This is a genomic window from Agriterribacter humi, assembly GCF_009192765.1.
In the GTDB taxonomy this organism is placed as follows: Bacteria; Bacteroidota; Bacteroidia; order Chitinophagales; family Chitinophagaceae; genus Agriterribacter; species Agriterribacter humi.
This window is the reverse complement of sequence record NZ_VOHQ01000003.1, coordinates 376,384-388,620: the sequence shown is the minus strand read 5'-3', so window position 1 is coordinate 388,620 and position 12,237 is coordinate 376,384. Positions and strand designations below refer to the sequence as shown.

Genomic DNA, 12,237 nt, shown 5'->3' with positions numbered 1-12,237 from the left:
GTTTTATGATAAACATGACACCACTATAAACATGAAAATAAAAGCAGGAATAATAGGCGGCGCAGGATATACCGGCGGGGAATTGATCAGGTTATTACTGAATCATCCGGATGTGGATTTTTCTTTTATTCACAGCCGCAGCAATGCAGGTAAACCACTTTATTCGGTTCACCAGGACCTGCTGGGGGATACGGATTTAATATTCACCAACGACCTTACTCCCGTACAAAATGGCAATCTTGATGTTTTGTTTTTATGCCTGGGCCATGGCGAGTCAAGAAAATTCCTTTCAGAAAATACAGTGGCGGAGCATACCAAAATCATAGACCTCGCAAATGATTTCCGGCTCACCGCTCAGTCCACAATTGGCAAACGAAATTTTGTATACGGCTTACCTGAAATAAACAGGGAAGCAATACAGTCCGCACACGACATAGCCAATCCCGGCTGCTTTGCAACCGCTATACAATTAGGGTTACTCCCTTTAGCAAAGGCCGGGTTGTTAGAGGAAGTGTATACTACGGGCATCACCGGCAGCACCGGCGCCGGGCAAAGCCTTTCATCCACTGCTCATTTTAGCTGGCGGGCAAACAATATACAGGCATACAAAACTTTAACCCACCAGCATCTCGGGGAAATTGCACAGTCGCTTATGCAGGTGTCACCGCCCAATGGTCGTGAGCAACAACTTAATTTTGTGCCCTGGCGCGGGGATTTTACACGTGGCATTTTTATAAGTTCCACTGTACATTGTGAGCGTTCGTATGAAGAGCTGATCCGGTTGTATAAAGATTTTTATAAAGATCAATTATTTACTATGGTAAGTGATGTACCAATATTTTTAAAACAGGTGGTCAATACCAATAAATGCGTTGTTCAGTTAGAAAAAGTAGGTACCAAGCTGGTGGTGCATTCCATTACCGATAATTTATTGAAGGGTGCCTGCGGGCAGGCCGTTCAAAACATGAACCTGGTGTTTGGATTAAACGAAGCGGCAGGACTGAAGTTGAAGGCAACAGGTTTCTAGAGAGGTGGGTGTAGGGTGTGAGGTTGTAAGGAGAAATATTCTTCTCAATAAAGTTTGCTAACTAAAACACCAGTTATGAGAGACTATAAAAAGCTTGAAGTATGGAGGAAATCACATGAATTGTATTTGCATATTAAAAAAGTTATTGTGGTGAAATTTCATAGGAAAGAAAAATACGAACTGACCTCTCAATTACAAAGAGCGGCACTGTCTATACCACTGAATATTGCAGAAGTATGTGGAAGGGATACAGAGAAAGACTTTGCTCACTTTCTTAATAATTCATTAGGATCGGTAAACGAAACTGACTATTGTTGCTTTGCCGCATCTGAACTGAGCTATATTAACCATGCGGAATACACAATAGTAAACAAAATGATAAATGAGACCAGAGGAATGCTGATAGCATTCCTAAAATTTTTGCGATAGCAGCATGCACCTTATACCCTACACCTTAGGCCCTATACCGTACACCTAATACCCTACACCAAAAAAAATATTTTAATACCATGAACTTATTCAACGTTTATCCCATCAACAATATCAATATTGTAAAAGCCAAAGGTTCTTATGTGTGGGATGATAAAGGAGAGCAATACCTTGACCTGTATGGCGGACATGCCGTTATTTCCATAGGGCATACACACCCCCATTGGGTTCAGCGCATAGAAGACCAACTAAAAAAAATAGCTTTCTATTCCAATTCCATTAAAATTCCCCTGCAGCAGGAACTGGCAACCAAACTTGGAAAGTTATCCGGCAAGGAAGACTATCAGCTTTTTTTGTGCAACAGCGGCGCCGAAGCCAATGAAAATGCTTTAAAACTGGCCTCCTTTCATAACGGCCGAAAAAAGGTAGTGGCTTTCAGTAAATCTTTTCACGGACGTACATCATTAGCGGTGTCCGTTACGGATAATAAAAATTATGTCGCTCCCATAAATGAAACCGGGAATGTACTCTTTCTTCCGTTCAACGATGAACAGGCTTTAGAAGATTGCTTTGTAAAAAATGGCAAAGAAATTTCTTCAGTTATTATAGAAGGCATACAGGGGGTTGGCGGCATTAATGTGGCGGAAGACAGCTTTTTGAAAAAGATCCGCAGTTTATGTGATGAATATGGTGCAGTATACATTGCCGATAGTGTGCAATGTGGTTATGGAAGAACAGGGAAATTTTTCAGTCACGATTTTGCCGGCGTAAAAGCCGACATCTATTCCATGGCCAAAGGCATGGGCAACGGATTTCCGGTAGCGGGTATTATTATTGCACCGCATATTAAGCCCAAACATTTTCAGTTGGGCACCACATTTGGCGGTAACCATTTAGCCTGTGCTGCAGGGCTGGCCGTATTAGAAGTATTAGAATCGGAAAAATTATTAGGCAATGCGGTAATGGTGGGTAAATATTTGAAAGAAGCATTAAAGAATATTCCTGAACTGAAAAATGTTCGTGGCAGGGGTTTGATGATTGGATTTGATGTGCCTGAGGCATTGAAAGATTTAAAAAAGAATTTGTTGCTGAACCAGAAAATATTTACGGGAGAGGCCAAGCCCAATGTCATCCGCTTATTGCCTTCTTTGGCTTTGAAAAAAAGAGACGCTGAAGATTTTATTGAGGCTATCAAAGAAGAAATTGCCGCTATGGTTGTTCAGGAAGCATAGCCACATGCACTTTAGAATAAGAAGAAGAAAAGACTTATAAAAATATTGTACGCTTTTATAATCATTAAGAAATGGGTTTCGAATCAAAAGAACTGCTCCAAATTCCACCATCCGGCATTGCCCGGTTTGTTTCTGCAAATGACGTAAATGATATTAATGCTTTGGCAAAGCTGGCTTTAACATACAAGGCAGATCCGTTCATGCACAAAACAAGGGGACTCAATAAACGCATAGGCCTGTTATTTCTGAACCCCAGCATGCGAACCCGTTTAAGCACGCAAATTGCTGCGCAGAATTTAGGGATGGAAGCAATCGTATTTAATGTAGGCAGCGAAGGCTGGGCTTTGGAATTTGAAGATGAAGCCATCATGAGCGGAAATAAAGTGGAACATGTAAAAGATGCGGCTCCTATTATGGGCAAATATTTTGATATCCTTTGTATCCGTACTTTTCCTTCTTTAAAAAACAGGGAAGACGATTACAGCGAGTTATACATCAATCAGTTTATTAAATATGCCGGTATTCCTGTAGTAAGTCTTGAAAGCGCCACATTACACCCTTTACAAAGCTTAACGGATATTATAACTATTACTGAGGTTCTGCAAAACCACAAACCACAAATCACAAATTGCAAACCCAAAATTGTGCTCGCCTGGGCCCCGCATGTAAAAGCATTGCCTCAGTGTGTAGCCAATAGTTTTTCGCAATGGGTGAATGCATGGGGAGAAGCTGATTTTACGATTACTCATCCTGAAGATTACGAGTTGGATGAAAAATTTACGAAGGGTGCAGCTATAACACATAACCAGGAAGAGGCGCTGAAAGACGCCGATTTTGTATATGTAAAAAACTGGAGTACATATAAGGATTACGGAAAAATATATTGCAATGACCCGGAGTGGATGCTGACGAATGAAAAATTAAGCTTAACCAGTAATGCAAAAGTAATGCACTGCCTGCCAGTAAGAAGAAATGTGGAACTGAGCGATGAAATATTAGACGGATCCAGCAGTATTGTTACGCTGCAGGCTTCCAACCGGGTATGGGCGGCACAGGCGGTTTTGTCAGAAATGTTAACCGCCATCTCTTAGAGGGGCGCTGGCAAGAGCAAAATAATTTGCATAACTACAATAAAATGCAAAGTGGAAATATTCCTTTCAAATAAATATTATAGCGTCCCTTCGGGAGGAGAGGGTGGAAAGGGAGTCGGGGAAAGCAATATGTTCTATGGTGCAGGCAACCTGATTTTTGAAAGAGCCAAAGCGTTGCGTAACAAAATGACGCCTGCCGAAGAAATATTATGGAAGAAAATCTATTAAGATTTAAAAATGAAGAAATAATTAATAATTTGACACTTACATTGGCTGCAATATCGCAAACTATACATAAGCTTACAAGCCTTCCTTTAGGCCTGCCCGTTCCGGTACAGTCGGGGGATGGGGGCAAACCATCGCTTTACGTAATAAAGATTGGCGGAAACATCATTGATGATGATAGAATGCTGTGTTCTTTCCTTGAATCTTTCGCTGCGCTCAATACCGGCACTGCGCTTATCCTGGTGCATGGCGGTGGAAAGTTAGCGACCAAACTCGCAGAAAAAGCGGGCATCAAACAGCAACTGGTTGAAGGAAGAAGAATTACCGATGCAGAAACATTGAAGATTGTTACTATGGTATATGCAGGTTATATCAATAAAAACATTGTAGCACAGTTGCAGGCCAATGGCTGCAACGCGATAGGGCTCAGTGGCGCGGATGGCAATGCTATACTTGCCCACAAAAGAATAGTAGCCGGAAATACGGACTACGGTTTTGCCGGGGATGTGGATGAAGTAAATGCAGCATTTCTAAAAACTTTACTGGAACAAAATTTTGCGGTAGTGCTTGCTCCCATAACCCACGACAAAAAAGGGCAATTGCTCAATACCAATGCCGATACCATTGCGCAGGAAACGGCCAAAGCGCTCTCCACTTTCTATAATGTAACGCTTATCTATTCGTTTGAGAAAAGCGGCGTGCTGTTAGATACTGAAGACGACACAACGGTAATTAAAGAAATCAACCCCTCTTTTTACCAGGAATTAAAATCGCAACAAAAAATATTTGCCGGTATGATTCCCAAATTGGATAATGCTTTTGCAGCACTGAACAGCGGTGTAAAAAAGGTGGTTATCGGAAAAGCGGAAACACTGGAGCTATTGCTTAATGGCAGCGCCGGCACAACCATCACCAATGAGTAAACTCATTTCCATATTAGCCGCCGAAGCAATTCATTTGTTAAAAGAACTGATCACCACTCCCTCTTTCAGCAGGGAAGAAGATCAAACTGCCGGTATAATAGGTTTGTTTTTTGCCAATAAAGGAATAGCGCATTTCCGCATTGGCAATAATATATACGCCTCAAACAAATATTTTGATGAAAGCAAACCCACTATCCTGCTTAACTCGCATCACGATACGGTAAAACCCAATAAAGCATATTCACTCAACCCCTTCAATCCTCTTGAAAAAGATGGGAAGCTGTATGGATTGGGAAGCAATGATGCAGGCGGGCCGCTGGTTGCGCTGCTGGCTTCCTTTTTATTTTTTTATGATCGTGCCGATCTGAAATACAATCTCGTATATGCAGCCAGCGCAGAAGAAGAGATTTCCGGTAAAAATGGCATTGAGTACATGCTGAATAATCCTTCATTCAATCCACCCGGAAGACAGTGGGCCTTTGCGTTAGTAGGCGAGCCTACGCAAATGCAGATGGCAGTGGCTGAAAAAGGCTTACTGGTATTGGATTGTATCGCTACCGGTATTGCCGGGCATGCGGCGCGGGAAGAAGGAGATAACGCCATTTACAAGGCCATAAAAGACATTGAATGGTTCAGCAACTTCCGTTTTCCGCGGGTATCGGATTTTTTAGGACCTGTAAAGATGAGTATCACCGTTATTGAAACGGAAAATAAAGCGCATAATGTGGTGCCATCGCAATGCAGCTTTGTAACCGATATAAGAGTAAATGAGCTGTATACCTTTGAAGAAATACTGGATATCATCAAAAGCAATGTAACCTGTGATGTACAGCCAAGAAGCTTGCGCCTGAAGTCATCTTCCATCGCTTTAGACCACCCGATCGTTAAAGCCGGGCTGGAAGCAGGCAGAACCTGTTATGGATCCCCCACAACTTCAGATAAGGCCCTGATCCCCTTCCCTGCATTAAAAATGGGGCCGGGTGATTCGGCAAGAAGTCATACAGCAGATGAATACATATATATTGATGAAATAAAAGAAGGGATTGAGTTGTATGTGAAGTTGCTGGAAAAACTATTGTAGAGCGGGTTGCAGGGTACAAGATGCAAGGTACAGGGGAAATACGTAATGCAGGGTGAAAGTTCCAGGTTACAGGGGGCAGGGAAGTACGTAATGTACCGCAAACATTTGTTTTGTATTTTTATTGAAATATTCAACCATGAAAAGTTAGCATGATCTGCAGATATATGCAGAATCAAAACAACTGGCGATTGAAATTCATAAGATCACGTTGACATTACCAAAATTTGAATTGTATGAGGAAGGATCACAAATAAGACGTTCTTCGAAAAGTGTTACTTCTTCCATTGTTGAAGGATATGGCAGAAAGAGATACAAGGCGGATGTTATAAAATTTCTGGTATACGCACATTCTGAATGCGATGAAACAATAATACATTTGGATTTTCTTTTTGAAACACAATCATTAAAAGACGAAAATAATTATAAAAGAATCAGGGCAGAATATGAATCTCTTAGCGAAAAGATCAACGTATATTCAGTGAGTTTCAGCAAACCTTAACGAATTTCCCGTATCTAAAACCTGAGACGCTTGTATTCAACCCTGCGACTTGAAACCTGCAACTTGTAACTTACACACATGAAACTTTGGCAAAAAGACAACGCTTCAACGAACGAACTGATTGAAAAATTTACGGTAGGCCGCGACAAAGAATTTGATCTGCTGCTTGCCCGCTACGATGTACAGGGGTCTGTAGCCCATGTAAAAATGCTGCAGGAAGCAGGGCTGATGACCAAAGCAGACGGGGAGCAGGCCGTAAAGGGGCTGGAAATTATTCTTGGAGACATTGACCAGCAAAAATTCACTATAGAAGAAGGTATAGAAGATGTGCACTCCCAGGTGGAATACCTGTTAACCCAACGCATAGGCGAAGCAGGCAAGAAAATACATAGTGGCAGAAGCCGCAACGACCAGGTAGCCGTTGATTTGAAATTATACCTGCGGGCAGAAATTTTGAATATCAAAGATGAAGTAAAAGGATTGTTTGATTTACTGATTGACCAAAGCGAAAAGTATAAGGATAAATTATTACCGGGATACACACATCTGCAAATTGCCATGCCCTCATCATTTGGGCTATGGTTTGGCGCTTATGCAGAAAGTCTGACGGATGATCTGGAAATGCTGGCAGCCGCCTATCATGTAGCCAATAAAAATCCATTGGGTAGTGGCGCAGGCTATGGTTCTTCATTTCCGCTAAACAGAACATTAACTACACAATTGTTGCAGTTTGCCTCTCCCCACTATAATTCCGTATATGCCCAAATGAGCCGGGGTAAAACAGAAAAGTTAGTAGCTACAGGTTTGAGTACCGTTGCTGCAACCTTAAGCAAGCTGGCAATGGATGCCTGTTTATATATGAACCAGAACTTCGGTTTCATTTCTTTTCCAAATGAATTGACAACGGGCAGCAGCATTATGCCGCACAAAAAAAATCCCGATGTATTTGAACTGATACGGGCGAAGTGCAACCGTATTCAATCTACACCCAATGAGCTCACCCTTCTAATCAATAATTTACCATCGGGCTATCACCGCGATCTCCAGCTTACGAAGGAAATATTATTTCCTGCCATTGAGGAACTGAAAGCCTGCATTCAAATGGCGGTATTGATGCTATCCCATATCAGCATTAAGGATAATATACTGGATGATGAAAAATACAGATACCTTTTTAGTGTAGAAGCTGTGAATGAACTGGTAAATAAAGGCATTTCCTTCCGCGATGCATACCGCCAGGTAGGAAACGACATAGAAAAGGGAGCATTTAATTTCGATTATAAAAAACAACTCCACCACACGCATGAGGGAAGTATAGGCAATTTATGTAATGATTTAATAGTGGAAGAGATGCGGAAGGTGCTGGGGAAGTTTGCGTAAAACTTTAAGTAAGAATTACCTGAGCACTGAAGTATATATTTCCATGAGCAACCGGCATTCGTTTTAACACCTGATGGGAATCAATTGAAAAGTTGTCGGGAATCATCCTTTTCTTTCTTTAACGTGCTTATGTTTGTAGGTCATATATTAAAAGCATTCGATTATGAAATTCCGTATTGAAACGCCCGGACACAGAGCAAGTCCTTCTTTGAAAGAATTCGTGACCAAAAAGCTGGGTTCGCTCAACAGGTATTATAAAGACATCCAGGAAATAGAAGTAACGCTGCTGAATGAAGTAAAAGGTAAAAATGAAGTAGTGAACTGTACGCTCAATATTCGCATTCCGGGTAAAGACGAATACATTAAAACCAAATCTTACATTTTTGAAGATGCTGTTTTGAAAGCCGCTGAAGCAGCTAAAAGAAGGCTTCGCATCCGTAAAACACAATTACAACTGGCCAATAAAAAGAATACAGCCAACAGGAAAGTAGCTTCAAAATTGGCAAAAAAAGCGGGCAAATAACAGCAAAATCCTCTAAAGGAATTTTTTCTAAATTATTTTTCAATATTAAAAAGATGTCAACCTTTCAGGGGTTGATGTCTTTTTAGCAAATATAAAAAGTCGTCTTCCCAGGACATATATCTGCTTTCGGCGAGCTACACTCCTTCCAATGGCAGGCTGCTGTCATTCATAATTTCCCCTATCTTCGCAGCGAAAATTTCACCCGCATGCAACAAAAATTCAAACGTATCCTGCTTAAATTATCCGGAGAATCATTAATAGGCAACAGCGGTTTTGGATTAGATCCTGATATTTTAACCAGCTTCGCTACTGAAATCAAGTCGGTGCATGATGCCGGCGTGGAAGTAGCTATTGTAATTGGCGGCGGAAATATTTACCGGGGCATGAACGAATCGGAAACAGGAATAGAAAGGGCTCATGGGGATTATATGGGCATGCTTGCTACCGTTATTAATGGCATGGCATTGCAGGCCTCGCTCGAAAAGGCAGGCTTATTTACCCGCTTACTGAGTGCCATTAAAATGGAACAGATTGCCGAGCCTTATATTCGCAGAAGAGCGATGCGCCATCTTGAGAAAAAAAGAATAGTGATTTTTGGCGCAGGCACAGGTAACCCCTACTTTACTACAGATACCGCAGGTTCCTTACGGGCGATAGAAATAAAAGCGGATGTAATTTTAAAGGGAACAAGGGTTGACGGTATATATACTGCCGATCCTGAAAAAAATCCATCAGCTACTAAATATGAAACCGTCAGCTTTAAAGAATGCATTGACAAAAACCTGAAGGTGATGGATATGACTGCTTTTACGCTTTGCATGGAAAACAAACTACCCATCATTGTTTTCGATATGAATAAGCCAGGCAACCTGCTCCGTGTGGTGAAGGGTGAAAAAGTAGGTACCCTTGTAAAGTAATAACAATACGCCGTTACAGGAAACAGCCGGACTTAACTAAAAAGGTATTGCACATCTTCTTCAGTAAGCGATTTGGCAAAACCTTCATCGGCTGATACAAGATCTTCAGAGAGTTTCTTTTTCTTTTGCTGCAGGGTAATTATTTTTTCTTCGATGGTATCTTTACAAATCATTTTATAAGCGAATACGTTTTTTGTTTGTCCGATGCGGTGCGTACGGTCTATCGCCTGAGCCTCCACAGCGGTATTCCACCAGGGATCAAATAAAAACACATAGTCGGCGGAGGTAAGCGTAAGCCCTGTATTTCCCGCCTTCAGACTTATCAGAAATAAATTAACCTTATTGTCTTCCTTTTGAAATGCGTTCACCATCTCCGTTCTTTTGGCAGGAGGCGTTTGCCCGTCGAAATGATAAAACTCCAATCCTCTTTTTTTACATTCGCCGGCAAGTAAGTGCAGCATGGAACTGAACTGTGAAAAAACAAGTGCTTTATGGTTGCCCAGAATATTATTCAACTCCTCCATTAATACTTCCGTTTTTATTGATTCGGTGCAATGCTGCAACTCCTTATCAGCCAGCAATAAAGGCGAACTGCACACCTGCCGGAGTTTCGTCATGCCCTGCAGGATTGATAACTTACTTTTTGCCAGCCCGCTTTTTTTGATCTCCAGGAAAATACTGCTGCGGGTTTGCACTAAAATCTCTTCATATACATTTCTTTGCAATCCGTTCATTTCACACCACAAAATGGACTCGGTTTTCTCCGGCAAATCCTTTGCCACCTGCTCCTTGGTGCGGCGCAGTATAAATGGCGCGGTAAGTTTTTTTAATGTAGCTATTTTCTCTTCATCCTGGTTATTATCTATAGGATCGGCGTATTCTCTTTTAAAGAACTCGCGGCTTCCGAATAAACCCGGCACAGCAAAATTAAGCTGTGTATACAGGTCAAACGTGTTGTTCACTACCGGGGTACCGCTTAAGGCCAACCGAAAAACGGACTGCAGTTTCATTACCGCCTGCGCTATCTGGGTAGCCGGATTTTTTATATTATGGCTTTCATCAATTACGGCAACTCCGTAAGTCTGCTCACCGATCAGCTCCACATCGCTCCGCATGGTATGATAAGTAGTAATAATAACCTGCACCTGCGTATCTGTAAGTTGTTCTTTTTGCCGTAAGGCGCCGTGATACACAACAGCTCGTATGCCAGGGGCAAAGCGCTCCAGTTCCTGCTGCCAGTTGTAAACCAGCGATGCGGGACAAATGATTATATGCTTTGAAGCGGGAAGTTTTTCAATAATATGAACGATTGCACAAATGGCCTGCAGGGTTTTACCCAAACCCATATCATCGGCCAGGCAGGCGCCCGCACCTATTTCATTTAGCAATAACATCCATTCGTACCCTTTTTGCTGATAGGGCCGGAGCGTAGCATTTATGGTTGGCGGAAGTATATACAATTGTCCGGCGTTTGTTTGCCAATGCTTCCATTTTTGCCACCAGCTATTTTGAATAGCCAGCTTCAGCTCAGGTGTTTCTGTTTCAGAGTCCTGCTTTGCTACCGCCATCCAGCGAAGCAATTCAATTGTATTGCCTTTTATCTTGCTGTGTTTAACAATGGACGCATATTCCCCCAGCCATTCTTCCCCGAGTATGCCCAATGACCCGTCTTTTAATAAAACCGCTTTTTGTCCGGCCAATAACATTCTTTGTAATTCATTCAATGGTATTTTCTCTTCCCCGAACAACAATTCCATTTCAAACAACAGGACGTTTTCATCTTCACTTATTGGTTTCATGGTAGTTACTGCTGCATGGGAAGAATAGCGAAAATGCCGGAGCATATCCATACCCGCTATTTCAATATCCATTTGCAGCAACTGGTGATATACTTTGAGGAACCATTGTTTTTTTTGTGCATCAGCAAAAGACAGGTAAAAGTAACCGTTGCGCTGGTTGATAAAATTTGGATGAAGAGCAACCAGCGTTTGAATGAAACTCGTTTCGGCTTCCCTATTTCTCTTCATCACCTGTATAGCCCCTTCCACTTTTACTTCAAAACGATCTTTCCATTCTCCGTCAATTAAATGCCCGTTGTATAGCCATTGCGGGGTAAGCATCAAAAAAGCGTTATTCAGCTCGCTTAACATAAGCCGGTTAACAGGAACCACCGCAAGTTCATACTTAGAGAAATGATTGTTCCGGTTTACGGTATAGCGTTCTTCCAGCGGAGCCAATACGTGCAGGGCGAACAGATCAGGCGCATTTTCATACTGCTCCCCATTTACCCACTGCAGTTTTTCGAGGGTAAGATAATCGGTATAAGACAGTATAAAATATTCATTTTTACTTTCTAATAAAAAATGGGTACGGGTAAATATTTCTATCGGGTAAACATTGTTATGAATATGCACATTGATTTTTAGGTGAAGCCGCTCCTCCTCCTTAGATACCTCAAAGCTTAGCTTAGGTTTAAAACTGCTGAAGCTGCAAGGGGCGGTAAGCAATGTTTTTTTACCGGGTTGCTGCTTTTGATGATACCATTTTATTAAGGGAAAATAAGGCTGAAACGCGTCAAGTATTTTATGCCAGTATTTGACAAAATTTTTACCTGAGAATACATCAAACGCTTCCTCATTTCTCTTCAGTGCAAAAGTTTTTTTTATAGCCGAACGGGTTTCGGCCAAAGCCTCCGTGCAGCAATTCATCAGTATATCCCTGAGTGGTTTGGGATAATCCCTGAAATGCTTTCTTACCACAGACCATTCCAGAGCAGCAGTGCTGTAACTTGTTGCTTTATCTTTTTTTTCAATTTTCAGTAAATTCACCGCTGGCTTACCTTCCGGTATGATCCATGGAGAAAGCAACAATACGGTACGAACATTTTTTCCCATTAAGAATCGTATTACA

Annotated in this window: 12 protein-coding genes; 11 read left to right on the top strand and 1 reads right to left on the bottom strand. The window is 41.7% G+C overall.

The window, feature by feature from the left end; genetic code table 11:
• Positions 1-31 precede the first annotated feature (31 nt).
• The 11 genes from argC (at position 32) to pyrH (ending at position 9,327) form a co-directional block, all read left to right on the top strand.
• A complete protein-coding gene (gene argC, locus FRX45_RS08040; RefSeq protein ID WP_193311626.1) occupies positions 32-1,027 on the top strand; it encodes an N-acetyl-gamma-glutamyl-phosphate reductase in 996 nt (331 codons plus the stop codon).
• 75 nt (positions 1,028-1,102) lie between these two features.
• On the top strand, positions 1,103-1,456 hold the full coding sequence (locus tag FRX45_RS08035) for a four helix bundle protein (RefSeq protein WP_152267881.1): 354 nt from the start codon (positions 1,103-1,105) through the stop codon (positions 1,454-1,456).
• An 80-nt stretch (positions 1,457-1,536) separates the two neighbouring features.
• Positions 1,537-2,688, top strand: coding sequence for an aspartate aminotransferase family protein (locus FRX45_RS08030; protein ID WP_152267880.1), 1,152 nt, complete (start codon positions 1,537-1,539; stop codon positions 2,686-2,688).
• A 71-nt stretch (positions 2,689-2,759) separates the two neighbouring features.
• Positions 2,760-3,779 (top strand): Rossmann-fold NAD(P)-binding domain-containing protein, encoded by a 1,020-nt coding sequence (locus FRX45_RS08025; RefSeq protein WP_152267879.1) that lies wholly within the window; start codon positions 2,760-2,762, stop codon positions 3,777-3,779.
• A gap of 51 nt (positions 3,780-3,830) precedes the next feature.
• Positions 3,831-4,007: a hypothetical protein gene (locus tag FRX45_RS23235; RefSeq protein WP_193311625.1), complete on the top strand. Its 177-nt coding sequence runs from the start codon at positions 3,831-3,833 to the stop codon at positions 4,005-4,007.
• Complete coding sequence (gene argB / locus FRX45_RS08020) at positions 3,989-4,927, top strand: acetylglutamate kinase (protein ID WP_152267878.1); 939 nt, start codon at positions 3,989-3,991, stop codon at positions 4,925-4,927. The genes FRX45_RS23235 and argB overlap by 19 nt, the downstream gene beginning before the upstream one ends.
• Entirely contained in the window at positions 4,920-6,008 is a 1,089-nt protein-coding gene (locus FRX45_RS08015) for a M20 family metallo-hydrolase (RefSeq protein ID WP_152267877.1), read from the top strand. Before argB ends, FRX45_RS08015 begins: the two co-directional genes overlap by 8 nt.
• 154 nt (positions 6,009-6,162) lie before the next feature.
• On the top strand, positions 6,163-6,507 hold the full coding sequence (locus FRX45_RS08010) for a four helix bundle protein (protein WP_226805121.1): 345 nt from the start codon (positions 6,163-6,165) through the stop codon (positions 6,505-6,507).
• 78 nt (positions 6,508-6,585) lie between these two features.
• The gene (argH, locus tag FRX45_RS08005; protein ID WP_152267876.1) at positions 6,586-7,887 is read left to right on the top strand and encodes an argininosuccinate lyase; all 1,302 of its coding nucleotides are present in this window, start codon (positions 6,586-6,588) and stop codon (positions 7,885-7,887) included.
• 163 nt (positions 7,888-8,050) lie between these two features.
• Entirely contained in the window at positions 8,051-8,410 is a 360-nt protein-coding gene (locus tag FRX45_RS08000) for an HPF/RaiA family ribosome-associated protein (protein ID WP_152267875.1), read from the top strand.
• Between the two features lie 206 nt (positions 8,411-8,616).
• Positions 8,617-9,327: a UMP kinase gene (gene pyrH, locus FRX45_RS07995; protein ID WP_152267874.1), complete on the top strand. Its 711-nt coding sequence runs from the start codon at positions 8,617-8,619 to the stop codon at positions 9,325-9,327.
• A gap of 32 nt (positions 9,328-9,359) precedes the next feature.
• On the opposite strand, the gene FRX45_RS07990 is transcribed toward pyrH, so the two are convergent.
• Positions 9,360-12,221 (bottom strand): DEAD/DEAH box helicase, encoded by a 2,862-nt coding sequence (locus FRX45_RS07990; RefSeq protein WP_152267873.1) that lies wholly within the window; start codon positions 12,219-12,221, stop codon positions 9,360-9,362.
• Positions 12,222-12,237: the final 16 nt, after the last annotated feature.

Bases quoted from the DNA above. Each gene is read 5' to 3' on its own strand.
- argC (WP_193311626.1), top strand. From the start codon at position 32: ATGAAAATAAAAGCAGGAATAATAGGCGGCGCAGGATATACCGGCGGG.
- FRX45_RS08035 (WP_152267881.1), top strand. From the start codon at position 1,103: ATGAGAGACTATAAAAAGCTTGAAGTATGGAGGAAATCACATGAATTG.
- FRX45_RS08030 (WP_152267880.1), top strand. From the start codon at position 1,537: ATGAACTTATTCAACGTTTATCCCATCAACAATATCAATATTGTAAAA.
- FRX45_RS08025 (WP_152267879.1), top strand. From the start codon at position 2,760: ATGGGTTTCGAATCAAAAGAACTGCTCCAAATTCCACCATCCGGCATT.
- argB (WP_152267878.1), top strand. From the start codon at position 3,989: ATGGAAGAAAATCTATTAAGATTTAAAAATGAAGAAATAATTAATAAT.
- FRX45_RS08015 (WP_152267877.1), top strand. From the start codon at position 4,920: ATGAGTAAACTCATTTCCATATTAGCCGCCGAAGCAATTCATTTGTTA.
- argH (WP_152267876.1), top strand. From the start codon at position 6,586: ATGAAACTTTGGCAAAAAGACAACGCTTCAACGAACGAACTGATTGAA.
- FRX45_RS08000 (WP_152267875.1), top strand. From the start codon at position 8,051: ATGAAATTCCGTATTGAAACGCCCGGACACAGAGCAAGTCCTTCTTTG.
- pyrH (WP_152267874.1), top strand. From the start codon at position 8,617: ATGCAACAAAAATTCAAACGTATCCTGCTTAAATTATCCGGAGAATCA.
- FRX45_RS07990 (WP_152267873.1), bottom strand. From the start codon at position 12,221: ATGGGAAAAAATGTTCGTACCGTATTGTTGCTTTCTCCATGGATCATA.